General features: G+C 65.8%; 24 protein-coding genes and 1 riboswitch. Of the genes, 7 read left to right on the top strand and 17 right to left on the bottom strand.

Features of this window, described 5'->3' with window-relative positions:
• Window positions 1-39: 39 nt before the first annotated feature.
• A complete protein-coding gene (locus tag DRB17_RS00740) occupies window positions 40-681 on the top strand; it encodes a LabA-like NYN domain-containing protein (protein ID WP_114580252.1) in 642 nt (213 codons plus the stop codon).
• Between the two features lie 14 nt (window positions 682-695).
• On the top strand, window positions 696-1,361 hold the full coding sequence (locus DRB17_RS00735; RefSeq protein ID WP_421778216.1) for a uracil-DNA glycosylase: 666 nt from the start codon (window positions 696-698) through the stop codon (window positions 1,359-1,361).
• A gap of 19 nt (window positions 1,362-1,380) precedes the next feature.
• Here DRB17_RS00735 and smpB read toward each other — a convergent pair whose 3' ends face one another.
• Together smpB and dapA are read right to left on the bottom strand one after the other, a co-directional pair.
• Window positions 1,381-1,860 (bottom strand): SsrA-binding protein SmpB, encoded by a 480-nt coding sequence (gene smpB, locus DRB17_RS00730; RefSeq protein ID WP_114580251.1) that lies wholly within the window; start codon window positions 1,858-1,860, stop codon window positions 1,381-1,383.
• A gap of 55 nt (window positions 1,861-1,915) precedes the next feature.
• Window positions 1,916-2,803: a 4-hydroxy-tetrahydrodipicolinate synthase gene (gene dapA, locus DRB17_RS00725; protein WP_114580250.1), complete on the bottom strand. Its 888-nt coding sequence runs from the start codon at window positions 2,801-2,803 to the stop codon at window positions 1,916-1,918.
• 201 nt (window positions 2,804-3,004) lie between these two features.
• Between dapA and DRB17_RS00720 the strand changes: the two genes are divergently transcribed.
• Window positions 3,005-5,050 carry a lytic transglycosylase domain-containing protein gene (locus tag DRB17_RS00720; RefSeq protein ID WP_147274768.1) on the top strand — a complete coding sequence of 682 codons (2,046 nt, stop codon included), beginning with the start codon at window positions 3,005-3,007 and terminating at the stop codon, window positions 5,048-5,050.
• Window positions 5,051-5,114: 64 nt separating this feature from the next.
• Entirely contained in the window at window positions 5,115-5,801 is a 687-nt protein-coding gene (locus DRB17_RS00715) for a haloacid dehalogenase type II (protein ID WP_114580248.1), read from the top strand.
• On the opposite strand, the gene DRB17_RS00710 is transcribed toward DRB17_RS00715, so the two are convergent.
• Window positions 5,798-6,310: an RT0821/Lpp0805 family surface protein gene (locus DRB17_RS00710; RefSeq protein WP_114580247.1), complete on the bottom strand. Its 513-nt coding sequence runs from the start codon at window positions 6,308-6,310 to the stop codon at window positions 5,798-5,800. The two genes, DRB17_RS00715 and DRB17_RS00710, sit on opposite strands and share 4 nt — an antisense overlap.
• Before the next feature lie 77 nt (window positions 6,311-6,387).
• On the opposite strand from DRB17_RS00710, the gene DRB17_RS00705 reads away from it, so the two are divergent.
• Both DRB17_RS00705 and DRB17_RS00700 read left to right on the top strand, forming a co-directional pair.
• Complete coding sequence (locus DRB17_RS00705) at window positions 6,388-7,263, top strand: alpha/beta fold hydrolase (RefSeq protein ID WP_114580246.1); 876 nt, start codon at window positions 6,388-6,390, stop codon at window positions 7,261-7,263.
• The gene (locus DRB17_RS00700; protein WP_114580245.1) at window positions 7,211-8,224 is read left to right on the top strand and encodes a threonine ammonia-lyase; all 1,014 of its coding nucleotides are present in this window, start codon (window positions 7,211-7,213) and stop codon (window positions 8,222-8,224) included. The genes DRB17_RS00705 and DRB17_RS00700 overlap by 53 nt, the downstream gene beginning before the upstream one ends.
• A 36-nt stretch (window positions 8,225-8,260) precedes the next feature.
• On the opposite strand, the gene DRB17_RS00695 is transcribed toward DRB17_RS00700, so the two are convergent.
• The 11 genes from DRB17_RS00695 to DRB17_RS00645 all read right to left on the bottom strand — a co-directional run bounded on the left by DRB17_RS00695 (window position 8,261) and on the right by DRB17_RS00645 (window position 21,389).
• A complete protein-coding gene (locus DRB17_RS00695) occupies window positions 8,261-8,800 on the bottom strand; it encodes a bactofilin family protein (protein WP_114580244.1) in 540 nt (179 codons plus the stop codon).
• Window positions 8,784-10,526, bottom strand: a complete 1,743-nt coding sequence (locus DRB17_RS20620) for a peptidoglycan DD-metalloendopeptidase family protein (protein WP_114580243.1) — start codon at window positions 10,524-10,526, stop codon at window positions 8,784-8,786. Before DRB17_RS20620 ends, DRB17_RS00695 begins: the two co-directional genes overlap by 17 nt.
• A 349-nt stretch (window positions 10,527-10,875) precedes the next feature.
• Window positions 10,876-11,493 carry a thiamine phosphate synthase gene (gene thiE / locus DRB17_RS00685; protein ID WP_114580242.1) on the bottom strand — a complete coding sequence of 206 codons (618 nt, stop codon included), beginning with the start codon at window positions 11,491-11,493 and terminating at the stop codon, window positions 10,876-10,878.
• The gene (thiG, locus tag DRB17_RS00680) at window positions 11,490-12,287 is read right to left on the bottom strand and encodes a thiazole synthase (RefSeq protein WP_114580241.1); all 798 of its coding nucleotides are present in this window, start codon (window positions 12,285-12,287) and stop codon (window positions 11,490-11,492) included. Before thiG ends, thiE begins: the two co-directional genes overlap by 4 nt.
• A gap of 8 nt (window positions 12,288-12,295) precedes the next feature.
• A complete protein-coding gene (gene thiS / locus DRB17_RS00675; RefSeq protein WP_114580240.1) occupies window positions 12,296-12,502 on the bottom strand; it encodes a sulfur carrier protein ThiS in 207 nt (68 codons plus the stop codon).
• A complete protein-coding gene (gene thiO / locus DRB17_RS00670; protein WP_241503695.1) occupies window positions 12,499-13,689 on the bottom strand; it encodes a glycine oxidase ThiO in 1,191 nt (396 codons plus the stop codon). The genes thiS and thiO overlap by 4 nt, the downstream gene beginning before the upstream one ends.
• Window positions 13,683-13,784: riboswitch (TPP riboswitch) on the bottom strand. It overlaps the preceding gene by 7 nt.
• A 168-nt stretch (window positions 13,785-13,952) precedes the next feature.
• On the bottom strand, window positions 13,953-14,369 hold the full coding sequence (locus DRB17_RS00665; protein WP_114580239.1) for a hypothetical protein: 417 nt from the start codon (window positions 14,367-14,369) through the stop codon (window positions 13,953-13,955).
• Window positions 14,370-14,699: 330 nt separating this feature from the next.
• A complete protein-coding gene (locus DRB17_RS00660; RefSeq protein ID WP_161958655.1) occupies window positions 14,700-15,359 on the bottom strand; it encodes a phosphorylase family protein in 660 nt (219 codons plus the stop codon).
• The gene (shc, locus tag DRB17_RS00655) at window positions 15,356-17,341 is read right to left on the bottom strand and encodes a squalene--hopene cyclase (protein WP_114580238.1); all 1,986 of its coding nucleotides are present in this window, start codon (window positions 17,339-17,341) and stop codon (window positions 15,356-15,358) included. Before shc ends, DRB17_RS00660 begins: the two co-directional genes overlap by 4 nt.
• A gap of 160 nt (window positions 17,342-17,501) precedes the next feature.
• On the bottom strand, window positions 17,502-18,701 hold the full coding sequence (locus DRB17_RS00650; RefSeq protein WP_114580237.1) for a glycosyltransferase: 1,200 nt from the start codon (window positions 18,699-18,701) through the stop codon (window positions 17,502-17,504).
• 138 nt (window positions 18,702-18,839) lie between these two features.
• Window positions 18,840-21,389, bottom strand: coding sequence for an MMPL family transporter (locus tag DRB17_RS00645; RefSeq protein ID WP_161958654.1), 2,550 nt, complete (start codon window positions 21,387-21,389; stop codon window positions 18,840-18,842).
• Window positions 21,390-21,545: 156 nt separating this feature from the next.
• Between DRB17_RS00645 and DRB17_RS00640 the strand changes: the two genes are divergently transcribed.
• Window positions 21,546-22,190: an ABC transporter substrate-binding protein gene (locus tag DRB17_RS00640; protein ID WP_114580235.1), complete on the top strand. Its 645-nt coding sequence runs from the start codon at window positions 21,546-21,548 to the stop codon at window positions 22,188-22,190.
• A gap of 19 nt (window positions 22,191-22,209) precedes the next feature.
• Here DRB17_RS00640 and dxs read toward each other — a convergent pair whose 3' ends face one another.
• The 3 genes from dxs to ispH are packed head-to-tail and all read right to left on the bottom strand — an operon-like array spanning window position 22,210 to window position 26,372.
• Complete coding sequence (dxs, locus tag DRB17_RS00635) at window positions 22,210-24,135, bottom strand: 1-deoxy-D-xylulose-5-phosphate synthase (RefSeq protein ID WP_114580234.1); 1,926 nt, start codon at window positions 24,133-24,135, stop codon at window positions 22,210-22,212.
• Between the two features lie 28 nt (window positions 24,136-24,163).
• Window positions 24,164-25,345 (bottom strand): adenosyl-hopene transferase HpnH, encoded by a 1,182-nt coding sequence (gene hpnH / locus DRB17_RS00630; protein WP_114580233.1) that lies wholly within the window; start codon window positions 25,343-25,345, stop codon window positions 24,164-24,166.
• Window positions 25,346-25,397: 52 nt separating this feature from the next.
• Window positions 25,398-26,372, bottom strand: a complete 975-nt coding sequence (gene ispH, locus DRB17_RS00625; RefSeq protein ID WP_114580232.1) for a 4-hydroxy-3-methylbut-2-enyl diphosphate reductase — start codon at window positions 26,370-26,372, stop codon at window positions 25,398-25,400.
• Window positions 26,373-26,447 lie beyond the last annotated feature (75 nt).

Genomic DNA, 26,447 nt, shown 5'->3' with positions numbered 1-26,447 from the left:
AGCGCGATTTTCTTATTGTGAATTCGAAGAGGACTTCCAATGCATTTTTACCCGCAAGAGCGCGCAGCCCTGTTCATCGATGGCGCAAACCTGTACGCAACGGCCCGCTCCCTTGGTTTCGACATCGATTACAAGCGCCTTCTGGATCTCTTCGCGAACGAGTGCCGCCTTGTTCGCGCCTTCTACTACACCGCTCTGGTGGAAGATCAGGAGTATTCGCCGATCCGGCCCTTAATCGACTGGCTCGATTACAACGGCTACACGATGGTGACCAAGCCGACAAAGCAGTTCCACGATTCCGATACCGGCCGTCGCAAGGTCAAGGGCAACATGGACATCGAGCTTGCGATCGACATGCTCGAAATGTCCAACAACCTGGATCACGTAATCCTCTTTTCGGGCGACGGCGATTTCCGCCGCCTGATCGACGCGGTCCAGCGCAAGGCGGTGCGCACCACCGTGGTCTCCACAATCCGCACCTCGCCGCCGATGATCGCGGACGAGCTGCGCCGTGCGGCCGACTCCTTCATCGACATCGAAACCCTGCGGGAAGACATCGAACGCGTCCACAGCGGCGCACCCGACGAGCGCCGGCGGACCCGTCCGCCCCGGCCGCAAGAAGAGGGTGCGGGCGGCTACGACGTGCCGCCGCCGGGCGAATTCCCGGACGACAACATCTGATATATCGGACCGTCGTGAGTATCAAGGCGCCGCCGGAGCCGGGCCAGGATTGCCCGTTGTGTCCCCGGCTGGTGGAATTCCGGCGGCGTAACCGCGAGGCCTTTCCTGGTTATTTCAATGCCCCCGTCCCCTCGTTCGGGAGCCCGCGCGCGCAGCTTCTGGTGGTGGGACTGGCGCCTGGCCTGAAGGGGGCGAACCGGACTGGCCGCCCGTTTACGGGAGACTATGCCGGCGACCTGCTTTATCCGATGCTTTGCAAGGTGGGGTTGGCGCGCGGCGATTATCGGGCCAGCCCGGACGACGGCCTGGATCTCGTCGGTTGCCGCATTACCAACGCCGTCAAGTGCGTGCCGCCTGAAAACAAGCCGACGACGGAAGAAATCAGGACCTGTCGACAGCATTTCCTGGAAGCCGAGCTTGCCGGGCTGCCAAACCTGCGCATCATTCTTGCACTCGGCAAGGTCGCGCACGACGCCGTGCTTGCGGCACGGGGCCTTGTCCGAGCACGATATGACTTTGCGCACGGCGCGGAGCATGAGTTGCCGGATGGACTGATCCTGGCCGACAGCTACCATTGCTCCCGCTACAACACGAACACCGGGCGCCTGACACCGGAGATGTTCGAGGGCGTGCTGCGCCAGATCGAAAAACGCGTCGAAGCAGCGCCGGAATCGGACTGAAGAACCGATTGCGGTCTGCTCACCCGTATTCGCGCAGAAGCTTCGACTTCCGCCGCTGCCAGTCGCGCTCCTTCTCTGTATCGCGCTTGTCGACCTTCCGCTTGCCCTTGCCGAGGCCGATCTTCAGCTTCGCGATACCGCGCTTGTTGAAGTAGATCTGCATCGGCACGAGCGTGTAGCCCTTCTGGTTGATCTGTCCCAGAAGCTTATCCAACTCACGCTTGTGCACCAGGAGCTTACGAGGACGCTTGGGCGCATGCTGGAACATCGCCGAGGGGTACTCGCCGATGTGCGCGTTCAGCAGCCAAATCTCGCCTTCCTTCTCGTCCGCGAACGCCTCGGTGATTGAGCAACGCCCCTCGCGAAGCGATTTGACCTCGCTGCCGTAGAGCTGCAGCCCGGCCTCGATCTCCTCCTCGATCTCATAGTCGTGGCGCGCGCGGCGGTTGACCGCCACGGTGCCGAATTCCGTGAACGGCTTGCTCTTTTTCTTCGCCATAAGCGGCCCCGAAACAGCGGCAATCGTGCAGGCGGGAAGGCTTCAGGCCTTCCCGCTAGTTGATCAGCCCCGCATGCGTCATTGCCTGCCGGACTTGGGACTTCGCAGCCTCGCTGCAAGGCACGATCGGCAGGCGCACGCCCTCCTCACAGAAGCCAAGCAGGCTTGCCCCGTACTTCGCGGGGGCCGGACTCGGCTCGCAGAACATGGCGTCATGCAGCGGCATCAGGCGGTCGTTGATGCGCTGCGCCGTCGCCACGTCGCCGCGCTGCCAGGCCTCGTGCATCTGCGACAATGGTCCCGGCGCAACGTTCGCCGTCACCGAGATACAGCCGTGCCCGCCCAGCGCCAGGAAGCCCATGATGCCAGGATCCTCGCCGGAGAGTTGAGCGAACTCATCGCCTATCTCCGTGCGGGTGCGGAATGGGCGTTTCGGATCGCCGGTGCAGTCCTTGACGCCGACGATGCGCGGCAGCTCGGCCAGACGGGCCATCGTCTCGACCGACATATCCACGATGCAGCGGCCGGGGATGTTGTAGATGACGATCGGGATGTCCGTCGCGTCGTGAACGGCCTTGTAGTGCTGATACAGACCTTCCTGGCTGGGCTTGTTGTAATATGGCGTCACGATCAATGCCGCATCGGCCCCCGCCTTGGCGGCGTGGCGGGTCAGGTCGATCGCCTCGGCGGTGTTGTTCGAGCCGGTGCCCGCCAGGACGGGAATTTTCCCTTTGCACACCTCGACCGCGAGTTCGTTGATGCGTTTGTTCTCCGCGTGGTCGACGGTCGGCGATTCACCGGTGGTACCGCAGGAAACGACGCCGTGCGTGCCCTGATCGATATGCCACTGGAGGAAGTCCTGATAAGCCTTTTCATCCACCGCGCCATTTGTGAATGGCGTGATGGCCGCGCAGAGCGAGCCCTTCAAAATCGGCCCGGTCATAAGTTCTCTCCATACAGGCGTGCAATTGGGAATGACAGCAGTGCCCGAAACGTGCAAGTCCAGGCGGCGAGGAACCATAGCGGCTTCGTCATGCCCTCACAAGGGCACGAGAGGCATTCATTTTCGGAGATTGTTAATCCAACTTGCCTAGAATACTCTCGACCGAGAAGGCCGGTGCTTTCACGTTCTTGAGGGGGTGACGTGGCCAGGACTTTCATGGCCCTGGGCCGGCGGCTGCGGGCCGGCGCTGTTGCATTCATCTTGACGGCATTGACCGGCGCGAATGCTGTTGCCATCCCTCCGCAACCGCCGGAGCCGCCGCAACGCATACTGGTCGCCTCCGCGTTCGGCGCCATTGATGCGGATGAGTTCAACCGCGCCCACCGTATCGTAGCCGGGCTGCAGAATCCGCTGGCGCGTAAGCTGCTGCGCTGGTTCATCATGATAGAGCAGCGCACCGACGGGAATTTCCAAGAGTACGTGGACTTCATCGCCGCCAACCCGGACTGGCCGTGGCAATACACGCTCCAGCACCGCGCCGAGGGGGCCATGCCCTCGGAGCTTTCGGATTCCGACGTCCGCGCCTTCTTCGCCGACCGCAAGCCGGTCAGCCCCTATGGGGCCGAGCGCTACGCCGACGCGCTGATTTCGGACGGCTTGACGGATGCCGCGAGGGCCTTGCTGCGGCACACCTGGGTCGCGCGAGACTTCCCCTACACGGACGAGAAGCGGTTCTATGCCCGCTATGGGCACCTGCTGACCCCTGAATTGCATCGCCAGCGACTGGACCGACTGATCTGGGAGCGACGGCTGAGCGCGGCGCAAAGGCAGGCAAAGCGCGTCGACCAGGGTCATCGCGCACTGGCCCGCGCACGAATCCGTCTGGCGCGCATGCAGCCCGGCGTCGACGGTGCCATCGCCGGCGTGCCGAGGGAACTCCGCGATCATCCGGGGCTGGTGTTCGAGCGGGCAAGGTGGCGCCAGCGCAAGGGCCGCTTCGAAGGGGTGCTGGAACTCCTGGATCCGCCGCGCCCGGACGCGCAATACCCGGAGGTCTGGTGGCCGATCCGCCACTGGACGGCCCGCACGGCCCTGGACCGCGGAGAAATCTCCGTCGCCTATCGCATCGCCGCCAATCACGGCATGGACGAGGGGTTGGGATTCGCGCAGGGGGAATGGTTGGCCGGCTGGATCGCTCTGCAATTCCTGCGTGAGCCGGAGACCGCCTATCCGCATTTCACACGCCTCTATGAAGGTGTCAGCACGCCGGTCAGCCGGGCACGCGGCGCCTACTGGTCAGGCCGCGCGGCAGAGGCCGCGGGTCGGCCAGAGGATGCGCGCCGCTGGTACGAAACGGCCGCCACCAACCTGACGACCTTCTATGGTCAGCTTGCGGCCGCGCGCCTGGGCGAAAGCGCCTTCCTGGCGCTGCCCCGCCCGCCCCGGCCGGACGACGCGCAACAGGCCACTTTCGAGGCGCGGGAACTGGTGCGCGGCGTGCGGCTGCTGGCCGCCTATGGCCTGGAAGAACGGGCCGACCGCTTGGTCATGCACCTGGCCGACAAGGCTGGCACCAGCAAGGCCGCAAAGCTCGTAGCCGACCTCGCGAGCGACATCGGCCGCCAGGATCTGGCGGTACGGGTCGCCCGGCAGGCCCGGCGGGAGGGGAAGATCCTGCCCGACCATCTGTACCCGGTCGTGCCGTTGCCGCACGTCGTCGAAGCAGGCCATGGCGAGGGCGCGGTCCTTCTGGCCATCGTGCGACAGGAAAGCGGCTTCGACATCGCTGCCGTCAGCCGCGCCGGCGCGCGGGGCCTGATGCAGCTCATGCCGGCGACGGCCCGCAACATCGCCCGCGAACTGGACCTGAGCTACAGCCGCGGCCGCCTGACCGCGGACGCCGGCTACAACCTGCGCCTGGGCAGCCGCTATATCTCTAAGCTGCTGGAACGCTACGACGGTTCCCTGCTGCTTGCGGTCGCAGCGTACAACGCCGGGCCTTCGCGGGTCTCGCACTGGCTGCGGAAGTACGGCGACCCACGCACGGGCTTCGTCGATCCGGTCGACTGGATCGAGAGCCTGCCGTTCACCGAAACCCGGAACTATGTCCAACGGGTGTTCGAAAGCCTGATGGTCTACCGCCACCGCCTCGCCCCGACGGAGGTTGCGCTGGCGCTGGAGAGCGACCTCATGCTGCGCGGCGGCACCTTGAAGCAGATTGGTTCGGCCGGCCCCTGTTGCCTTTGAGCGTCGACTGGGTTTCCCTATCGCTTAGTGCAACCGTGACTCGAAGTAGCAAGGACGCCAAGCGATGACCCATCCGGATTTCGCCAACATCGACGCCTGCCTGTTCGATGCCTACGGCACCTTGTTCGATGTGCATTCGGCGGTCGCCAAGGAAGCGGCGGCACTCGGGGACAAGGCGCAGGGGGTGTCGGCAACATGGCGCGACAAGCAGCTTCAGTACACTTGGCTGCGCAGCCTGATGGGGGAGCATACCGACTTCTGGCAGGTAACCGGCGATGCGCTGGACTACGCGCTGGCCAGCCAGGGCGTGGACGATGCCGGACTTCGCCAGCGGCTGATGGACCTGTACCTGACCCTCGACACCTATCCCGAGGTGCCGGGCGCGCTGAAGCGGATCAAGGACAGCGGGCGTAAGACGGCGATCCTGTCGAACGGCGAGCCCCGGATGCTGGCGTCGGCGGTCGATTCAGCCGGCATCAAGGATTTGCTGGACGACGTCATCACGGTCGAGGCCGTTGGCATCTACAAGCCGGACCCGCGCGTCTACCGCCTCGGGACCGAGCGCAGTGGGGCCCCGGCGGAGCGGATCTGCTTCGTCTCGTCCAACGCCTGGGACGTGCACGGTGCCGCCAACTTCGGCTTCAACTGCGCATGGATCAACCGCTTCGGCCAGCAGCGCGAGCGCCTGCCCGGCGCACCGAAGGCGGAGGTTCGCACCCTGGACGAGGTCGCCGGCCTCCTCGGGCTCTAGAAGTCGCGGCCATAACCCATCCAGAAGAAGCTTCGTCGGCTCGGCCAGAAGGGATCGTCGTACCAGTACCTGCTGTAGGGATAGCGCCGGTAGTATGGCCAGTAGGGGTAATGATAATAGCCGTCACGGACATAGCGACGGCGCTCCGGGTCGTAGAAACCGGTGTGCTCCTGCGTGTTCCAAGTACCATCGTCCACCCGGCAGGCGGTGCCATAGGCCAGCATCGTGCGACTGCCGGCGGTGAAGGTCTGCTGGTAGTCGCGGCACGGCGTCTTGCCGTCCTTGTACGTCCGCATCGGCGTGACCGTGCCGCGCGCGCCGGTTTCAGGGTTCGCCCAGTTGTTCGCGGCGCCGGTGGCGTTCGCCTCCAGTGCGTCCTGCGTGACGCGGGCCAGCACAGCGAGGTCGGAGTCATTCGGGGTCGGCGTCGTGCGAGCGGTGCTGCAAGCCGCCAATGCGAGACCGGTCAACGCTGCCAACAGCATTGCCAGCATCCGATTGCCGCGCATGGGTATCTCCCTCGGTATGCGCGCCGCGCCCACCTTCCATTAGATAAGTGTCTTTGCTTCGATGCAAAGCGGTGGCCATGAGCGGCTATAGACCCTGGCGTATCACGGGGCGCGACAGCGTGCGGCTGGCTGTCCGGGATTACGGCGATCCGCTTGCCGAGGGCGCGCCGATGCTTTGCCTCAGCGGCCTTACCCGGACGGCCGCCGATTTCGATGCCTTCGCCCACCACCATGCCGCTCACCGCCGTGTGGTCGCCTTCGACTATCGCGGCCACGGAAATTCCGAGCGCGCCGGACGGGCCAGCGGTTACGCCCCGGAGAACCTGCTCGACGACGTCCTGCAAGTGACGGCGGCGCTGAACCTGGACAGGCCGGTCGTTCTCGGCACTTCGCTGGGCGGCTCGCTGGCGATGGCTCTCGCCGTGGCCGCCCCGACGCGCATCCGCGCCACCATCCTGAACGACATCGGCCCCGAGATTCCCAACGCCACCATGGGCCGCATCCTCGACATCGTGGGCCGGGACCATCCACAGGATACCTGGGCGCAGGCGGCCGAGGCGATCCCACGCATCTATCCCAATCTCGGTGTCACGGATGCCGACACTCTGATGGCCATCGCGAAAACGACCTTCGTCGCCGGTGGCGATGGACGCTTGCATGTGAACTGGGACCCGCGCATCGTGCAGCCGCTGCGTCGCGCGGCCTCACGTGACATGTGGCCGCTGTTCGGTGCATTGCGGCCGTTCCAGGTTCTGGCGTTGCGTGGACGGCAATCGGATGTGCTGACACCGCCGATCCTGGCCCGGATGCAGGCGGATAAGCCTGACCTCGCCGTCGCCGAGGTGGCCGGGCGCGGCCATGCGCCCTTGCTGGATGAACCCGAATCGAAGGCAGCGATCGATGACTTCCTCACCAGACTCGACGGCCCAGTCCACCACTCATCCCGGCTTTGACGAGGTGGTTGCGGCGGCAGAGCGGCTTCGCGGTGTCGCCATCGAGACGCCGCTACTGAACGTCCCCGCGCTGGATGAAAGGGTTGGCGGACGCATCCTGATCAAGCCGGAAACCCTGCAACGCACCGGCTCCTTCAAGTTCCGGGGTGCCTACAACAAGCTCTCGCAATTGCCCGAAACCGCGAAAGAGGGTGGCGTGGTCGCCTATTCCTCCGGCAACCACGCGCAGGGCGTCGCCCACGCGGCGCAGTTGCTCGGCATTCCGGCGGTCATTGTGATGCCTTCCGACGCCCCGAAGATGAAGATCGAGAATACCCGGGGCTACGGCGCGGAAGTCCAGCTGTATGACCGCTACCAGGAACAGCGCGAACAGGTCGGCGCGCAGATCGCGGCCGAGCGCGGGGCGACACTGGTCAAACCCTACGACGACCCGGATGTGATCGCGGGTCAGGGTACCTGCGGCCTGGAAATCGCGCGACAGGCAGCCGCGCGGGGTTGGCGGGTCGACGCGCTCTTGACCTGCTGCGGTGGCGGCGGGCTGACGGCGGGTTCGGCGCTGGCGATGCGGGAACTGAGCCCGGCTACGGAGGTCTACACGGTGGAGCCGGAAGGCTTTGACGACCATGCCCGCTCACTTGCCGAGGGGCGCCGTGTCTCGAACGACCCAAGCGGAAAATCGTTTTGCGATGCCCTGCTGGCGCCGACACCCGGTGAATTGACCTTTGAGATCAACCGGAAGCTGCTGGCGGGTGGCCTTGCGGTGTCCGACGCGGAGGTGAGGCAGGCAATGGACTTCGCATTCCGCGCCCTGAAGCTCGTCGTCGAGCCGGGCGGCGCCGTGTGCCTGGCCGCCGTATTGGCGGGCAAACTCGACCTCCACGGCCGCACGGTCGCCATCACGATGTCCGGCGGAAACGTCGACCCCGAAACCTTCTGCGAGGCGATTCGGGGCGCCACCTGAGTTCGTAACTGTCCCTTGCGCGGCGCAGCGCGAATGCTATTCGGCCGGCTTGCTTTCCGGCTGCCCCTGCGCCGCCTCGGCACTGCCGTTGGCAAGCTTGGCGGGCGCCTGTGTTTCGGTTTGGCCCGCGACGGCGGCCGCGCTGGATTTGCCGCGGTTTCTACCGGCCGCCTGTTTCGCGTCGCCGGCCCCATTGGCCGCATTGTCACGGCGGCGGCAATGTCCCTCGATGTCGGCGCCCGCCTCGATCGCCAAGCTGTCGTGGACAATGTCGCCGTAGACATGCGCGCTGGCGGCTAGCATCACCTCACCGCCATGCACCTCGCCGGCCACCCGGCCGCAAATCCGGACAATTCGCGCGCTGACCTTGCCGTGGACGGCTCCGTTTTCGCCAATGGTGAGGTTCGCCGCCTCGACATCGCCCTCGACCGTGCCATCGACCTGGATGTCGCCGCTGCTGGCCAGGTTCCCCTTGATGGTCAGTTCCGGACTGACGATCGAGGGCACGCCGCTTGGCTTCGTCGTGGGTGGCGTGGAAGGCGACGGACCCTGCTTCGGTTTAGCCTTTGAAAACATGCTTGCCTGCCTCGAGAAAGTTCATGGGATCGAACGGCTCGCCGTCCACCAGAATCTCGTAGTGGAGATGCGTGCCCGTGCTGCGCCCGGAATTGCCGACCCCGCCCACCTTGTCGCGATGCTCCAGGCGCGTGCCGCGTTCCACCGCGATGGACTTCAGGTGCGCGTAGCGGGTCGTGATGCCATAGCCGTGGTCGACCTCCACGACGCGGCCATAGCCGTGTTTGCGGCCGGCGTAGACCACCTTGCCCGGCGCGGCCGCGTGGACTGGCGAGCCGGCCTGGGCGGCCAAGTCGAGACCTTCGTGCATCGCCCAGCGGCCGTTATAGGGATCGCGCCGCTTGCCGAAATGGCTGCTGATCCAGAACGCGTCGAGCGGCGCGGTGAGCGGCAGAGAGCGGAGCCCCGCCTGGAGCGCGACCAGCCGCTCGATCTGCGCTTCCAGCCGGCGGACTTCCTCGCCCAAGGCACCGTCGATCTCGTCTGAAGCGGGAATGAACGGGCCGCCGCGCGCCCCACCCTCCGCCTGGACACGGGCGATCAGCATGTCGACGTCGATGCCGGTCATGGCGACCGTCTTCTCGATGGGATCAAGGCCGTCGCGGGCTCGCGCGCGGAAATGCTCAAGCACGCCGGACTGCCGGTCGCGCCAAGACGCCAGGCGATCCTGCAACTCACCCACCTTGCCCTGCAGGCGGTCACGTTCGGCGGCCAACAGCGTGCCCTTGGATTCCGCTGCCAGCAAGGCTTTCTCAAGCCGCGCGATCCGTCCCGCGAGGTCGGCCTCACCGCCGCCTTCACCTCCAAGATCCTTGCCCAGAGTCCGCTCCAACCGACCGACGCGCTGGGCCAGTTCCTTTCGTTCCTGCATCAGCCCGCTACGCGCCTTTTTGCTTTCGGCGACCTGCGCCTGCAGGCTGTCGAGCCGGCCCCGCAGGCCGACCTCGTCACGGCGCGTCGCCTCCAGGCTTTCGGCCAGCCGCTGCGCCCTCTCCTCCGCCTCCAGGCGGGCGTTCGCCTCGGCCTGTCGGGAAGCCCGCAGCGCTTCCTGGTCGGCGCGGGCATCGGCCAAGCGGTTGGCCAGTTCCTCGCGCCGACTCACGATGCCGGCCAGCTCGCTTCGGGTCGCCGAAAGCTCGTTCTCCAGTCGCGCCCGGGAAGCGGCAAGCTGCTCCGCATGGGCATCGGCGCGGCGAAGGTCCGCCCGTGCCCGCGCGACGCGGGCGGCAAGCGCCGAGTTCCGGGCCGCAAGCGTCGTCAGCCCGGCGCGTATACGCTCCAGGCCCTGCGAGAGGGCGGCGCCGCTGTCGTTCAAGTGCTCGGTTCCGTCAAGCTGCCCGCCAATTTGCGCAAGCAGGTCGCCAACCTGCCGCCGGGCCGAGCGCATGCGCTCATCCAGCGCCTCGCGCGCGGCGCGGGATTCCGCCAGTTCGACGGCACGCTGGGACAGCCGCTCCTGCTGCCAGACCAATCCGCCCGAAACCGTGGCAACGCCGAGCAGAACCACGAGCAGGCCACCGGCCATGGCCTTCTGCAAGCGCGGCGTCAGGCGCAGGTAATGCACCCGGCCATCGCTGCGCAAAAGGATATCCCTCTCGCGGAACAGCCGCCGCGCAACGCGTTGCTTGAAAGACTGGGATTGATCGTCGGCCACCTGCAGCATCCCCGATCCGATCCGCCGCCCGGCCAATACCCTTGACCGGGCGCTGACGGTTTGGCTTTCCATTGCCGAGCCTGCGCAACGGAGCGACCGTGTCCGTAAAGTTCCTGCCGGCCGTCACCCACACCCTGGCGAAGGTGCGGCACGGTACCCGCAACAAGGAACACGAACAAGATTAAGATCGGGTTTCTTATCGAGGCCTGCCAAACATAAAACAATAAGTATGAATATAAAAAATACTTTGGGTATATGTTGGATGATTTAAATATACATAAGTTATAACTTTTTCAAGATAAGTATTGTTTTAAAACAAACAATTGTTTTGTGTAACTCGAAACATGTGCTTCGTCGTTGTTGACAGAGTTGGAACATCGGCTATTTCGAGATGAAATTCGTCGACAAAACATATCCGACTTCAACCAAGCCGATTGACATAGGCCCTCATCGTTTCCCGCGGATCGTCTGCACGCATGACCTCACCCATGACGGCCACGGCGCTTGCGCCTGCCTCAATGCAGGATCGGGCCGTTTCCGGCGTGACGCCGCCAAGCGCAACCACGGGCGTGCGCAGGGCGGCACAGAACTCCGACAGGATCTCCAGGCCCAGGACCGGGCCATAGCCGGGCTTGCTGGCCGTCTCGAAGATCGGACTGACGGTGACGTAGTCCGCGCCGTCGGCCTGCGCCTGCTCGGCCTCCGCCCACGAGTGGACCGACGCGCCCACCAGGACATCGCCCGCCAGAATACTGCGGACGGCGCCGGGCGACGTCCCCTGCCCCACATGGACGCCGGCGGCGCGCGCCGCTTCCGCCGTTGCGACGTCGCCGTGCAGCGTGACGGTGGCACCGTAATTGTCGCCCAGCTTCACCAGCTCGCGGGTCAGGCGCCGACGGTCGTTCGTACTGAGGTCCTTCTCCCGCACGCTGACCCAGCGGCACCCGCCCTCGAACGCCTCGCGCACGATCTCGACAAGCGGCCGGCGCGCCTGGCGCCGGTCGGTGATGAGCATGAGCCGCGGCCGGGGCAAGATCATGAGCCGATCAATCCAAGGCGTGGGCTCGACGGCTCCGCATGCATGCGCCGTGGAATGCGCCCCGCGCGCCGGGCGCCGGCGCCCGCGGCAACGGCATCGCGCATCGCGGCAGCCATGCGCACGGGGTCGTGGGCCTTGGAGACGGCCGTGTTCAACAACACGCCGTCGCAGCCAAGCTCCATCGCAATCACCGCGTCCGAGGCCGTGCCGACACCAGCATCCAGGATCACCGGCACGGAACTCCGCGCGCAGATCATCTCGATAGCCGCCGGGTTCGCCACCCCCTGACCCGAGCCGATGGGCGAGCCAAGCGGCATCACGGCGGCGCAGCCGACATCGGCCAGCTTCTGGCAGGTGACAGGATCATCGTTGCAGTACGGCAGCACGACAAAGCCGTCCTTCACAAGTTCCTCGGCCGCGCGGACAAGCTGCTCGACGTCGGGATAAAGAGTGTCGCGGTCGCCGATGACCTCCAGCTTGACCCACTCGGTCTCCAGCGCCTCGCGCGCGAGCTGCGCCGTGAGGACGGCATCGCGGGCGGTCTCGCACCCGGCCGTGTTCGGCAGGATGTGCTTGCCCGACAACAGGTCCAGCAAACTTTCGGCATACCCCTCAAGCGAGACGCGGCGGATCGAGGCCGTCACGATCTCCGCCCCACTTGCGGAAATGGCATCCAGCATGACCTGCTGGTTCGGATAGCCGGCCGTGCCAATCAGCAGGCGCGAACCGAAGATCCGCCCGGCGATGCGCAGACCCTCCGGGGTCGCCTTGGCGTGGCTTGCGTCAGGTGCCATGACTCCTCTCAGCCTCCGGAAAACGGCTTGACGATCTCGACATCGTCGCCGGCCTGCACGGAGGTCTCGTTCCATTGCTTGCGCGGCACGACCGCGCCGTTGAGCGCGACCGCCAGGCCGCGCCGGTCGGGGTCGAACCCCTCGTTGCGCAGAAGGTCCCGGACGGTTAGCGACGCGGTTTCGCGCGGCTCACCGTTGACGGTGATCGTACTCATAACGCCCCCGCCGCCGCCGTGTCGCCGGCCCTTCGCTCACGGCTGGCAAAGCGCTCCACCCCGAAAGGACGCAGGACATCAAGGCGCGCGCGGCCGAGGATTTCGCTTGCCATCGCCTGCGCCGTCAATGGCGCCAGCAGAATGCCGTTGCGATGGTGGCCGGTCGCCAGCCACAGGCCGTCCACAGGCGCCGGCCCCAGAATGGGAGCGTCGTCGCGGCTGCCGGGACGCCAGCCAACCCAGGTTTCCGCGACCGGCAGTTCCTCGATGGCCGGCACCGCGCGCCACGCCGCTTCCAGGAGCGCGTAGAGACCGCCGGCGGTGATGGTGTCGTCGAAGCCCTTTTCCTCCACCGTGCCGCCGACGATCAGCGTGCCGTCCCGCCGTGGCACCAGATAGGCCGTCGGCGCCCACAGCACATGGCGCAGCAGCGGCTCGGACGGGTCCATGCGTAGCGACAGCACTTGCCCCTTGATCGGCCGCACCGGCGGCCGCGCATCCTCCGGCAAACCGGCAATATCACGGCTCCACGGACCGGCGGCCAGAACGACCGCATCGGCGGCGACGCGCGCACCGCCGACGCGGACGCCGGTCACGCCGCCGGCGGTGGTTTCGATCTCCTCCACCGGCGCGTTCTCATGGATCGTCACGCTGGCGCGCTCAGCGGCGACCCGAAGCGCCTGCACGAGGCAGCGGTTGTTCACCTGATGGTCGTCCGGGCTATACACGGCGGCAACCACGCCACTACGCAGATGTGGTTCACGGCGGCGCGCCTCGGCGCCGCTCAGCCATGTCATCTCGATGCCCAGACCGCGCTGGTAGTCGAAGTCGAAGCGCAGGCGCTCCGCCTCGTCGCGGTTCATCGCGGCGATCAGCAGGCCCTCGTCGCGGTACTCGGGGTCGATGCCGCTGGCCGCCCGTAGTTCCTCCGCAAAGGCGGGCCATAGCTTCTGGCTGGCCCGACCAAGCTCGGTCAGCTTCTCTTCGCCCGGCTCCGCCTCGGCACCGGCGGCAAGCATGCCGGCCGCCGCCCAGCTTGCGCCATGACCAGCCGCGCCCTTGTCGTAGACCGTTACCTCGCAGCCGGCCTGCGCCAGCTTCCAGGCGATGCCAAGACCGTTGACGCCGGCCCCGATAACGACGGTGCGCGGCTGCCAGCGGATGTCGGTGGGAAATGGGTGAGTCACGTCTCGCGGCTCCCTTCGCAGGAATGACCCTGTTCAGGTTCGTGGGTATGATCTCAGCCGCGGCCCGAAAGGCCGCGGCACCCCAGCCTGTCTGTCACACGATTATCAATGTGGGGCCCAGCCCGCCTTGTCGCAAGCCTGGCCGGGTCTAGGAACACAACAAGCGCCAGCTTGGCAAGCGCTGTCCTGGCGCCTAGTACGCAAATACATCGAGTAGGTTCGGCAGTCCAGCGTGATCGAGTGGAAAGTTGCCGGCCGGAGCGTTATCGTCGCAGCAACCCCGCGGCCAGGATCGTCATGGCACCGATCATAGCGGCCAGACAGAGGACGCAACCTAGCTGTCGAACCGTCGGCAAGTCCTCTCGCCCCTTACGTTGCCGGACGTGCTCGGTGTCTGCCCGGCGGGCGCCGAAGGTATCTCTCGATCCCTGCCCAGCCTCCTCCGCCATTCTGGCTGCCTTGGTGGCCGAGGCACGCGCAGCCCGTTCCGTTCCCTCGACTCTCCCCGCCTCTCCAGCCCGTGCCCGCTCGCGCAACAGCTCTTCCGCCCACGCCCGCCGCTCCGTGCTGCGGATGCGGTTCGTATTCAGCCGCTCGCGGATTTCCTCGCTAGTGAGCTGTTCGAGTTGCTCGCGGAACTTGTTGAAGTCGTACCGGCGACGGCGATCCATTTTCGGCATCTGTGCCTTCTCCCGCTTGCGCGGCGAGCGCGCATCCCGACATCAGACAATTCCTCGCGCTGACGGCTGCATACGGGAAGGCGCGCCACCTGTCGGCTGGACGGCGGCCAGAACATCCTTTGTCCTCGCTTCCGCCCGACCAGGATTCGAGTACTCGATCCGTTCGGATGGACTTGGACTGAGTTCCGCGTCAACCATCGGACACCGAATCCTCGTCAGGTTCTCTTGCTCATAATGAGACAGAAAACTTTCATATTCAACCAAATGAATATGTGTCTCCGACAATGCGTCCGTATAAGGATTGTCCTTTTGAAAGGCTTGCAGGTCCAACTAGACGGATAGAAGCGCGACGGCCGCCCGGGCCAAAGCGACACGACCGGCCCGGCTGTCGCGCCATAAGGTGAACGCCGGCCCCGGACGCCGCAGGACAGCAGGCAAGGCTCCCCAGCGGAGCCGCCCCTCGGAGTCCAGCATTTCGAGGAAGGCACCCGGTAGGGTGCGTCGGGCGGGGTCGCAGACGGCCCGCAGAACGACGAAGGGGATTCCGGCATCGTGAGCCGCCCTTGCCAATGCGTGACTTTCCATATCGACGGCGGAGGCGCCGGAGACGCGCGCCAGCATCTCCTTCTCCGATGCGCTCAGCACGGGGGCGTCGGCGCCAAGGATATCGCCCGCCGCCGCGCCAGCAATGCGGTCGCGCAGATGTGCCGTCCAACCGGTGTCGGTGAGCATCCGCTTGCCATCGGGCGCAATGACGGCGTCGGCAACAAGGAGAGTGCCTGGCGTAAGAGCGACATCCAGCCCGCCTGCCAGCCCGAGGCTCACCATCAAATCGGGCGCCGCGCGCGTGAGATGGCCGGCCTCCCAATGCGCGCGGGCCGCGTCCGCGCCGCTCACGGCGACGTTCAGGCGATGCCCGGCTCCTCGCGCGGCGGCATGGACGACTGCCGCCTCGCTCGCCAGTCCGACGAGGATCGCGAAGCGGGTCAAATCGCGTGCCGTACCCGGCGGTCGTTGCTGCGCATCAAGTTGCGGTAACGCGCCAGGGCCCAAAGCGGGAAGTAACTGCTGTAGCCGTGGTACTTGAGGTAGAAAACACGCGGGAAGCCGACGCCGGTCCACAGTCGCTCGCGCCAGTTGGCGCCATCAAGCGGCTGCGCCACCAAGTAGTCCACGCCGCGTTGCACCGCCTCGCTCTCCACCTGTCCCGCCGCCATCAGGCCCATCAATGCCCAGGCAGTTTGCGAGGGCGTGCCCTCAAGTGACTCGCCCCGACACGCGTCCCAGTAGGTGGCGCAGTCCTCGCCCCAGCCGCCGTCGGCGCGCTGCGAGGCCAGCAGAAACGCCGCCGCCCGATGCATCGCCGGATGATCGGGCTGGAAGCCGGCGGCGTTGAGGGCATTCAGCACCGACCAAGTGCCATAGACATAGTTGACGCCCCAGCGACCGTACCACGACCCGTCCGGCTCCTGCTCGTCAAGCAGGAAGTCGACCGCCTTCCGCACGGCGGGATGATCGGTGTCATAGCCCAGTTGCAGCATCATACCCAGGCAGCGTGCGCTGACATCGGCGGTCGGTGGGTCCAGAAGGGCACCGTGATCGGCGAAGGGAATGTGATTCAGGTAGTAATAGGTGTTGTCGACGTCGAAGGCGCCCCATCCGCCGTTGCTGCTTTGCATGCCGACGATCCATCGGCTGGCCCGCTCGATCACCTCGCGGTAGCCCTCGGGATCCAGGCGTTGCAGCGCCATCACTACGACAGCGGTATCGTCCAGGTCCGGATAATAGTCGTTCCGGTACTGAAACGCCCAGCCGGACGGCCGCAACTCCGGCCGACGGATTGCCCAGTCCCCCTTCACGTTCGTCACCTCGCGCGCGACCAGCCAGTCACAGGCCGCCTTCGCCGCCTGGCGCGAGGCCGCATCCTCCGCCTCCAGCATGGCATGAATGGCGAGCGAGGTGTCCCAGACAGGCGACAGGCAGGGCTGGCAGTACAGCTCGTCGCCCCGGTCGAGCAGAAGTTTCTCCACCGCTGCCCGGGCGGTCGCCACATCCGGGTCGTCCGGGGGATACCCAAGTGCGTCGAACGCCATCACGGCATTCGCCATCGCAGGGAAGATGCCGCCAAGGCCGTCCTCGCCGTTAAGGCGCGGCTTGATGAAGTCCATCGCGGCATCGATCGCGCGCCGACGCACGGCGCCCGGCATATGGGAGTCGATCACCTTCACCGCCTTGTCCAGGCCGACGAAGACGCTGCCGACGGTGCCGCCAGTGGGGTTGTCGATATAGTCGCGCTCCTTTTCCGGTGGTGTCACGAACAGTTCGCGGATATTCACGCCTCGCGGATTGCGTGCTTTCGGCTTCAGCGACATCAGGACCGCCAGCGGCGCGATGACGGTGCGCGACCAATATGACACCTTTTCCAGGTGGAACGGGAACCAGCGCGGCAGCAGCATGATCTCCGCCGGCATCGTCGGCACCGCGCGCCAGGGTACCTGCTCGAACAGCGCCAGTGTGATGCGGGTAAAGACATTGGCCCGCGCCGCGCCACCCCGTTTCAGGACGTGCGCGCGAGCCCGCGCCATATGCGATGCTTCGGGATCGTCACCGATGAGTTTCAGGGCGTAGTATGCCTTTACGGTGGCGGAGACGTCCGCGGCGCCGTCCTCGAATAGCGGCCAACCGCCGTCGTCCCTCTGGATGCGGCGCAGGTAACGGCCTGTCTTCGCTTCCTTCCCGGCATCGGGCTCGCCCAGGAAATGGCGGAGCAGGATGTACTCGGCCGGGATCGTCGCGTCGGCCTCGAACTCGAACACCCAGTGGCCGTCGGGCTGCTGTCGTTCCCGCAATGCGGCGCCCGCCCGGCGGATGAGCGCGTCGACAGCTCCCAGCCGGTCGCTCTCGCTCTTGGCGGATCCGGCATTGCCGCCGTCCGCACTCTCCGCGACGCTGTCAGACGCCTTAAATCGCATCCGTGCCTCTTTTTCACAGGCCGCCGCAACGCTGGTACTTATCCGATTGATCGGCCCACAAAGTTAGAGGAATCCCCAGGTTTCCAGCAAGAGGACGCAGATCAAGTTTGCGCGAATACTGTCGCACTGCGACAAATCCGCCGATTTTTGTGACGATCCGTTATCGTTCTGTGACAGCGGAATGACGGACAGCTTGGGAGCGCCCTTTCCACCACCCGCCACGGCCAGCAAGATAGGCTCGTGCCGAGCCGATGGTCATGACGGTGTACAGCAACGCCGTCAGTGGCAGTGCAAGGCTCCAAAGCGATGTCTGACGATAGACGCGCAGCACCGGGAGGATACTGATCGCCATCAGACCCCAGGCCGCCAGCCCGCCGCCGAGTGCCGGGACATTGCCATGCCAGGGAAAGCTCAAGACGATAGCCGGGCCCGCGAGATACACCAAGCCCATCGCCAGGACCGTACCCAGCAGCAGCCACGGCGAGAATCGGAGCTGCGCATAGGCGCTTCGCGTCACCATCCGCCAGATGCCGGCCAAGCCGCAATAGGGCCGGAGACTGAGCGATCCGTCGCTGAGGCCAAGCCATATCCACCCACCGTGTGGCCTCCCACGGCGTTTGATGGCGGTGGCAAGCGCGCAATCGTCGATAATGCACCCCGCGAACGCCGCGAAGCCGCCCGCCGCCATAAATGCGTCCCTTCGGACAAGCATGCAGCCGCCCGCCGCAGCGGCGGTGCCGCGCTTCGGATCGTTCACCCAGGCGAAGGGGAAAAGCTGGCGGAAAAAATACACGAACGGCGGGATCAAGAGCCGTGCCCATCCGCCTTCCGCGACAAGCCGCACCATCAACGAAACGAGGTCGCGGTCGCTCTCCTCCCCCTTCGCGACAAGGCGGCGCAAGGTATCCGGCGGATGCGCGATATCCGCGTCCGTCAACCACAGCCAGCGCTGTGCGCCGTCGGACGCGGATATCCATCGCCAGCCTTGCTCCATCGCCCAGATCTTACCGGTCCACCCTGGTGGTGGCGTGTCGCCCTCCACCACTGTGAGGCGGTTGCCAGCGCCAATGGCTTCCGCCGCGTTTCGGGCGACATGCGCCGTTCCGTCGCTGCTCTGGTCATCGACGACCGTCAGGGTAAGCCGGCCCGGATAGTCCTGCCCCAGGATACTGTGAACCGTCCGCTCTATCGTTTCCGCTTCATCGCGGGCCGGAACCAGCACCGCGACTGCCGGCCAGTGCACAAGCTGCACGGCTTGCGGCAGCCATTCGCGCGTGCGCCAGAATTGACCGTGTCCGACGAGCAGATAGACCCAGACCAGGACCGCCAGACCGCTCAGAACCGTCAGAGCAAGCTGCATTACGCGGTATTCTCCGAGGCAGGCGCTAGACCGCCATCAAAACAGCGGCGAGAGCGCGATACTGTAGGTCACGAAGATGGAATCTGCGCACGGATTGATCTCGTGAATACAGCCGTTCCACCATTACATACCAAATATTCATAATCCTCGCATACGCGGCGACTTCACCTGTGCAAGCAGGCACGGCAGCACCACCAGGACGGACAGCAGGGTAAACGCGATTGCGATGGTGAGAAGCGCGCCCATGCTGCTCATCCCGCGATGATCGGACACCATCAGAGTCCCGAAGGACGCGAGGGTTGTCAGTACGCTCAGAAGCACGGCACGCGGCGTGGAGGTGGTGAAAATCTCGTCGATGCGCGCAACATCCCTGGCTCGGAGAACGAGGTGGATACCACTGCTGACCCCCAGTCCCATCAACAGCGGCAGGACGATCACATTGGCGAAGTTCAGCGGTATACCCACAAGTGCCGCTGTCGCCACCGTCAATACGGCCGCCAGGGCCAGCGGCGCAAGCGTCAGCACGACATCCAGGACACGGCCCAGCGCCACAGCCAGCAGCAGGACGATTGCCAGCAGTGCATAGAGCGTCGCCTCCTTGAAGGCGCCGACCACCGCCTTCGAGGCTTCCTGAATAACGATCGGCGCGCCGGTTGCCGCGCTGTCGATGCTTTGCGCCCGCTCGGCAAAGCGGCGAATATCGCCGTTTCCGGTTATCGCCGCCGAAGGCCGGACCTCGACGCGCGCGCGCCCATCGACGCCGATCCAACGTTGCCGTAAGTCGTCCGGCAGGTCCGCCCGCGTCAGCGGCCCGGCCGAAAGCGCTTCCGTCAGGAAATTCAGGGTATCGGGCAGATATGCTGTCCAGCGCGTTTCGATAGCCGCAAGGTCGGGCGATTCCCCGGACGCCAGGAGGCTTGCCCGCAGCTCGCGCGCGGCCGCCGCCACCTCGCCTTCGCCCTCGCCAAGCTTGGAGGCGGCGGCGATCAGATCCCTGTAGGCGTCTGCACGTGCATCGGGCGATAGCGATGGCGCCTCCGCTGGTCGCGCAAGGATAGGGGCGAGGAAGAACGCGGCATCCTCCAACATCCGCAGCTTTGCGTCCTGCGTCTTGGGTACGAAGCTGTCGAGAGTGCGCACGGAGCCGAAGCCGCCAGCCGCGCGGAATTCCGCCGCGATCCGTTCCGCCGCCCCCGGATCGTCGGCGAGGACATTTACCGCATACGGCGAAGTCTGAACATCAGATGCCAAGTCGTTGAAAGTTATGATTGATGAGGTCTCGGGGTCGCGGAGGTTCATCGGATTGAAATCGAAGTTGAGCGTGGGCGCGATCATCAGCCCGACCAGACCCGCAACGGCCGCCACGGCCAGTACCTTCCGTCCATGACGGGCGACGAAGTCCCGTTCACGCGCCACGAGGCGCGGCGGCTCCGCTCGCCCGTGCCGTGGCTGCCAGATCGCCAGCAGCGCGGGCAGGACCGTCAGGCTGGCGACTACCGCGACAAACATGCCAAGCGCGGAAATCAGACCCAGTTCGGCCAGCCCGCGATAGGATGTCGGCAGGAACGACAAAAAGCCCAGGGCGGCGCAGAGCGCACTCAGCAGCAAGGCACAGCCGACACCGCGACCGGCGGCCTCCAGTGCCGCGGCGGTGCCCGCCCGCCGCTCCTCCCGGTAGCGCAGGGCGAAGTGAATGCAGAAGTCGATACCAAGGCCCAGGAACAATACGGCGAAGGCGACTGAGATCAGGTTCAGATCGCCCACGGTCACCGCCGCCAGTCCAGCCGTCCAGACAAGGCCGGCGATCAGCGTCACCAGACTTGCCGCCGCCAGCCGCGGTGCGCGAAAGCCTGTCAGCAGGATGATGGACACCGCGAACAACGATAGCAGTGCTGCCCGGCTGCCGCCCGCCTCCACGGTCTCAAGCTCCTGATGCTCGATCACGGCTTCGCCGGTGAGCCGGATCCGGCTGCCGGCACCCGCATCCGCCTGAAGGTCGTTCGCGGCCGTGCGCACCGCCGCGATGGCCGCTGCCGCCGGTTTCAGGCGTGTGAAGTCGAGCTTCGGATGCAGCACCACGAAACGCCGCGTCCGACTCACCCCCTCGCTCCCCTCGGGCGTCAGCAGGGATTGCCAGGACAACGCCGCAGCCGGGGCGCCGGGTCCGACGTCGGCGGTTCGCGCCATCTCGCGCAGCAGGCGGTCGAGGCCCGCCATCTCCCCATCGGCGCCTCGTTCGGCCGCCAGCGCCAGGATGTCGGCCAAGCCTTGCATGTTTGGCGAATGCGAAAGCGTGGCCAGCAGCGGCTCCGCCTCCGCCAACCGCTTCACCAGGGCCGCCAGCCTTTCCTGCGAGAGATAAAGCAGCGCGTGGCTTCGCAGCATACCGCCGCCGGGCAGATAGACCTCGCGCACGCTGGGCATTCTAACGGCGCGCTGCGCCAGCGCAGCGGCCAGATGGTCGGCGCCCTCCGGTGTGGGTGCATCCACGACGGCCACGATAGTATTGTCCAGCTGCGGAAAGGCAGCGTTATATGCCTTGGCATGCTGTCTGAACGGCACCTCCGGCGAGATCATGTCCACGGTGTTCGTGGAGATGCCCAGGCGCGCGCAGGCCACCACCGCCAGCACGGTCAGCAGCGCCGCCGCCAGCAGCACGAGCCACCGCCGCCGTTGAACGGTCCTCACCCAAGCGCCGAAGAACCTTGGGCACAGCCCTGACAGTCGACCCGTCATCGGCTTGTCCTGCCGCCCGGGCATCGCCATCTGCAAATATCGGGCAACGCGGCTGAAGGCTGTGCGCCGAACCGATTGCCGTCAGGAATTGCCGGCAGGAGTGGTACGATGCTCGATTTCAACGTCCGATTGCCGATCGCCCTCGCCCTTGCCCTCGCCCTCGCACTTGCGTCGACCACCGACCCAGTCCGCGCGCAGGATGCCCAGACGTCACCCTCCGCGCCGGTGGAACGGCTGACGGCAACTCTTTTGGAGGCGATGAAGAACGCCGACACGCTGGGCTTCGAAGGCCGCCTCGATAAGCTTTCAGAAGTGATGCCCGACGTCTTCAACTTCGAGCTTATGGCCCGGCTCTCGGCCGGCCGCCACTGGCGCGAATTGAGCGAGGCGGAGCAGCAGAGCTTCGTGGAGCAGTTCGGCCGCATGAGCACGGCCACTTTCGCCGCCCGCTTCGACGGGTATTCCGGACAAAGCTTCGAGGTTCTCGCCCCCCGTGACGGCCCGCGCGGCACCAAGCTGGTTCCCACCCGAATCGTGAAGCCGGCCGGCGACAGCGTATCCATCGATTACCTTGTGCGACAGTTCGACAACAGCTGGCGGGTGGTGGACGTCTACCTTGCCGGCAAATACTCCGAGGTGGCGGCCAAGCGCGCCGAGTACACCAGCATCATCGAGCGCGACGGTTTCCCGGCTTTGATAAAGCGACTCAAGAGCAAGATCGCCAGCCTCAAAGCGGGCGCGGCGGGCGAATAGCCCCTGGCGTCTCCCCGCCTCAGGCGCTGACCGAGGATACCACGTCATCGTTGTAGCCTAGCGCCTGCAGCGCCTGCGCCACGATGTGCCGCGCGTTCAAGCCCGCTTCCTCATATTGGTCATAGGGCTTGCCATGATCGATGAAGCGGTCGGGCAGCGTCATCGGCCGCAGTTTCAGGCCGGCGTCAAGCATCCCCGTGGTTGCCAGATGCTGTAGCACATAGGCGGCGAAACCGCCGACGGCACCTTCCTCCAGCGTAATCAGGACCTCGTGCTCCCGCGCCAGCCGGCGCACCAGCTCCTCGTCCAGCGGCTTGGCGAAGCGGGCATCGGCAACCGTCGTCGACAGGCCACGCGCGGCGAGGTCGTCCGCCGCCTTCACCGCCTCGCCCAGACGGGCGCCGTAGGACAGGATCGCCACCTTGGTGCCTTCGCGCACGATCCGCCCCTTGCCGATCTCCAGCGGCGTCCCGCGTTCCGGCATCTCGACGCCAAGCCCCTCGCCCCGCGGATAGCGGAAGGCGCTGGGTCGGTCGTCGATCCGCGCGGCGGTCGCGACCATGTGCACAAGCTCGGCCTCGTCCGCCGCCGCCATCAGGACGAAACCCGGCAGCGTGCCAAGATAAGCGATGTCGTAGGATCCCTGGTGCGTCACGCCGTCAGCGCCGACCATCCCCGCGCGGTCGATGGCGAAGCGCACCGGCAGGCTCTGGATGGCGATATCGTGGACGACCTGGTCGTAGGCGCGCTGCAGGAACGTCGAGTAGATCGTCGCGAAGGGCTTGTAGCCGTCGCAGGCCAGACCGCCGCAGAAGGTGACGGCATGCTGCTCGGCGATGCCGACGTCGAAGGCGCGGGCTGGAAAGCGGTCCTTGAATTTGTCGATGCCGGTGCCGCCGGGCATCGCCGCCGTCACCGCGACGATCCTGTCGTCTTCTTCGGCCTCTTTGATAAGACTGTCGGCGAAGACGCTGGTATAGCTGGGTGCTTTCGGCGTCGGCTTGCTTTGCTTGCCGGTGACGACGTCGAACTTGGCGACGCCATGATACTTGTCCGCCGCACCCTCGGCCGGCTTGTAGCCCTTGCCCTTCTGCGTGACGCAGTGGATCAGGATGGGCCCATCGCCCTCGGCGTCGCGGACGTTCTTCAGCACCGGCAGCAGATGCTCCAGGTTGTGGCCGTCGATCGGACCCACGTAGTAGAAGCCCAGCTCCTCGAACAGCGTGCCCCCGGTCAGCAGGCCGCGCGCGTACTCTTCCGCCCGCCGGGCGGCAAGCTGGAAAGGCTTGGGGAACTGCCGCGACAGCTCCCGCGCCACGTGGCGCACCGAGCGGTAGGGCCGCGAGGAGATCGTGCGCGAGAGGTACGCGCTCATCGCGCCGACCGCCGGGGCGATCGACATGTCGTTGTCGTTCAGGATGACGATCAGCCGCGAGTGCATGGCGCCCGCGTTGTTCATCGCCTCGTAGGCCATGCCCGCCGACATGGCGCCGTCGCCGATCACGCTGATGACGTGATTGCGTCGCCCCGCGAGATCACGGGCCACGGCATAGCCGAGCCCCGCCGAGATCGAGGTGGAGGAGTGCGCCGCGCCGAAGGGGTCGTATTCGCTTTCCTTGCGGCTGGTGAAACCGGACAGCCCGCCGCCCTGGCGCAAGGTGCGGATCCGGTCGCGCCGTCCAGTGAGGATCTTGTGCGGGTAGCACTGATGGCTAACGTCCCAGATCAGCTTATCGTCGGGCGTCTCGAAGATATAGTGCAGCGCCACCGTCAACTCGACCACGCCGAGACCGGCGCCAAGATGCCCGCCCGTGACCGAGACGGCGTCGATCATCTCCGCGCGAAGCTCGTCGGCCAGTTGCCGAAGATCTCCCTCCTTCAGTCGCCGCAGGTCGGCGGGTGTCTCGACTCGGTCCAGCAGCGGGGTTTTTGTTTGCGATGCCATATGCTCCTCGCTGGTTACACGCGGCCCGTCAGCCGGCTCGGCGCGCGTCCGGCCCGTCCTGCACGGTGGTATCCGGCCGGGTCTGGCGCGTCGATGTTCGGTCGATATCGTTCGAGGGCGTGAACTCGGTAACGATTTCCTCGAAGGGGTATTCCGCCCGCCGCTGATTGTCGAGGGGGATTTCCGGCACCATCGGTCCTGTCGTGCGCACGCCGCGCAAACGGACCCACAACGCCTTCAGCGGGTTGCGCACCGCATCCTCCACCGCCGTGCCTTCGTAGCCACAGTGGACCATGCAGTTGGCGCACTTCTCGTAGTTCCCGGTGCCATAGGCCGACCACTGGGTTTCGCCCATCAGCTCGTCGAACGAACCGGCATAGCCTTCGTTCAGCAGATAACACGGCCGCTGCCAGCCGAAGATATTGCGCGTCGGATTGCTCCAAGGCGTACAGCGGTAGTCCTGGTTTCCGGCGAGAAAATCCAGGAACAGGCTGGACTGCGCGAACTCCCATTTCCGACCTTTACCGCGTTTGAAGATGTCGCGGAAGAGTTGCTTGGTCTGCGCGCGGTTCAGGAAATGCTCCTGATCGGGCGCGCGCTCGTAGGCGTAGCCCGGCGAGATGGTGACCCCCTCGACGCCGAGCTCGTTCACGTAATCCAGGAAATCCGCGACGCGGCCGGCGGTGGCGTTGTCGAACAGCGTGGTGTTCACCGTGACGCGGAAACCTTTTTCGCGCGCCTCCTTGATCGCGGTGACGGCGGTTTCGAACACGCCCTCCTGGGCCACGGCCTGGTCGTGCTCGTCCTTCAGGCCGTCGAGATGGACCGAGAATGTCAGGTAAGGGTTCGGCTGGAATAGGTGCAGTTTCTTGCGCAGCAGCAGCGCGTTCGTGCACAGGTAGACGAAGAACCTGCGTTTCGTCAGCTCGTGGACGACCTGGTCGATCTCCTTGTGGATCAAGGGCTCGCCGCCGGGAATGGAAACCACGGGCGCGCCGCATTCCTCGGCGGCGTCGATGCATTCCCGCACCGACAGGCGCCGATTGAGAATCGGCTGCGGGTAATCGATCTTGCCGCAACCGGGGCAGGCCAGGTTGCAGCGGAACAGCGGCTCGAGCATCAGCACCAGCGGATAGCGCTTCCGCCCACGCACGCGCTGCTTCACGATGTAAGCGCCGACTCGGATCTGTTGGCGAAGCGGGACGGACACGATGCCTCCTGACTGATCTGCCTGGCGTTAATCTGGCGCGTTGTCGCGGGCGTCAAACCGGATGGGCCAGGTCTGCCGGCATGCGGAACCGCACATGCTCCTCGACGCCAGGCAGCGTTTCGAGGGATACGTGGTAACGCGCGGCAATCGCGGCGATCAACTCCTGAACCAGCTGTTCCGGGGCCGAGGCACCGGCGGTGATACCCACGGTCCCGGCGCCGCCCAGCCACTCGGGATTGAGGCCGCCGGCGTCCGGCACCAAGTAGGCGGGACGGCCGCAGACCTCGGCGATTTCCCGCAACCGGTTGGAATTGGAACTGTTCGGTGCCCCCACGACAAGCACCACATCGCTTTCGCTGGCGAGCGCGCGGACCGCGGTCTGCCGGTTTTGCGTCGCATAGCAGATGTCCCGCACGTCCGGCCCCTGGATCGCCGGAAAACGGCGCCGCAGCACGGCGATGATGTCGCGAGTGTCGTCCACGCTGAGCGTGGTCTGCGTGACATAGGCCAGCCGTCCGCCATCCGTCGGGAGCAAGGCCTCGGCCTCCGCCACCGTGCTCACCAGATGCACCGGCCCGGACACGCGACCCAGCGTGCCTTCCACCTCGGGATGACCGCGGTGGCCGATCAGCACGACCTCGCAGCCCTGACCGGCGTAGCGCTGCCCTTCCTTGTGCACCTTGGCGACAAGCGGACAGGTCGCGTCGATGACCTTCAGCCCGCCGGCGGCGGCATCCGTCTCGACCTTGCGGGCCACGCCATGGGCGGAAAAGACGGTGACAGCCCCCGCCGGCACCTCGTTCACTTCCTGCACGAAGCGCGCACCCTTGGCCCGCAGGCTCTCCACCACCCGCTGATTGTGTACGATCTCGTGACGTACATACACCGGCGGGCCGTACACCCGCAGCGCCCGCTCGACGATGTCGATGGCCCGCTCGACACCCGCGCAGAAGCCGCGCGGCTTGGCCAGCAGGACGCGAAGCGACCCGTTCTTCAAGGCGGAGCCGGCCTGGATCTCGTTGCTCATCGGCGAACAACCCTTTCTCTTGCCGTCCGTACGGGCGCCGGTTTTATATTCGACCCTAACGATATGTGCATCACG

The organism is Ferruginivarius sediminum, from assembly GCF_003344765.1.
Classification (GTDB): Bacteria; Pseudomonadota; Alphaproteobacteria; order Kiloniellales; family Rhodovibrionaceae; genus Ferruginivarius; species Ferruginivarius sediminum.
The sequence above is the reverse complement of the archived record's forward strand: the minus strand, read 5'-3'. Positions and strand labels throughout refer to the sequence as shown.

Coding starts and splice junctions, on each gene's coding strand:
- DRB17_RS00700 (WP_114580245.1), top strand. CDS start 7,211: ATGACTTCCTCACCAGACTCGACGGCCCAGTCCACCACTCATCCCGGC.
- DRB17_RS00740 (WP_114580252.1), top strand. CDS start 40: ATGCATTTTTACCCGCAAGAGCGCGCAGCCCTGTTCATCGATGGCGCA.
- DRB17_RS00710 (WP_114580247.1), bottom strand. CDS start 6,310: ATGCGCGGCAATCGGATGCTGGCAATGCTGTTGGCAGCGTTGACCGGT.
- DRB17_RS20620 (WP_114580243.1), bottom strand. CDS start 10,526: ATGGAAAGCCAAACCGTCAGCGCCCGGTCAAGGGTATTGGCCGGGCGG.
- DRB17_RS00665 (WP_114580239.1), bottom strand. CDS start 14,369: ATGCCGAAAATGGATCGCCGTCGCCGGTACGACTTCAACAAGTTCCGC.
- smpB (WP_114580251.1), bottom strand. CDS start 1,860: ATGGCGAAGAAAAAGAGCAAGCCGTTCACGGAATTCGGCACCGTGGCG.
- dapA (WP_114580250.1), bottom strand. CDS start 2,803: ATGACCGGGCCGATTTTGAAGGGCTCGCTCTGCGCGGCCATCACGCCA.
- DRB17_RS00640 (WP_114580235.1), top strand. CDS start 21,546: ATGCTCGATTTCAACGTCCGATTGCCGATCGCCCTCGCCCTTGCCCTC.
- dxs (WP_114580234.1), bottom strand. CDS start 24,135: ATGGCATCGCAAACAAAAACCCCGCTGCTGGACCGAGTCGAGACACCC.
- ispH (WP_114580232.1), bottom strand. CDS start 26,372: ATGAGCAACGAGATCCAGGCCGGCTCCGCCTTGAAGAACGGGTCGCTT.
- thiG (WP_114580241.1), bottom strand. CDS start 12,287: ATGGCACCTGACGCAAGCCACGCCAAGGCGACCCCGGAGGGTCTGCGC.
- thiE (WP_114580242.1), bottom strand. CDS start 11,493: ATGATCTTGCCCCGGCCGCGGCTCATGCTCATCACCGACCGGCGCCAG.
- DRB17_RS00695 (WP_114580244.1), bottom strand. CDS start 8,800: ATGTTTTCAAAGGCTAAACCGAAGCAGGGTCCGTCGCCTTCCACGCCA.
- DRB17_RS00650 (WP_114580237.1), bottom strand. CDS start 18,701: ATGCAGCTTGCTCTGACGGTTCTGAGCGGTCTGGCGGTCCTGGTCTGG.
- DRB17_RS00715 (WP_114580248.1), top strand. CDS start 5,115: ATGACCCATCCGGATTTCGCCAACATCGACGCCTGCCTGTTCGATGCC.
- shc (WP_114580238.1), bottom strand. CDS start 17,341: ATGCGATTTAAGGCGTCTGACAGCGTCGCGGAGAGTGCGGACGGCGGC.
- thiS (WP_114580240.1), bottom strand. CDS start 12,502: ATGAGTACGATCACCGTCAACGGTGAGCCGCGCGAAACCGCGTCGCTA.
- DRB17_RS00705 (WP_114580246.1), top strand. CDS start 6,388: ATGAGCGGCTATAGACCCTGGCGTATCACGGGGCGCGACAGCGTGCGG.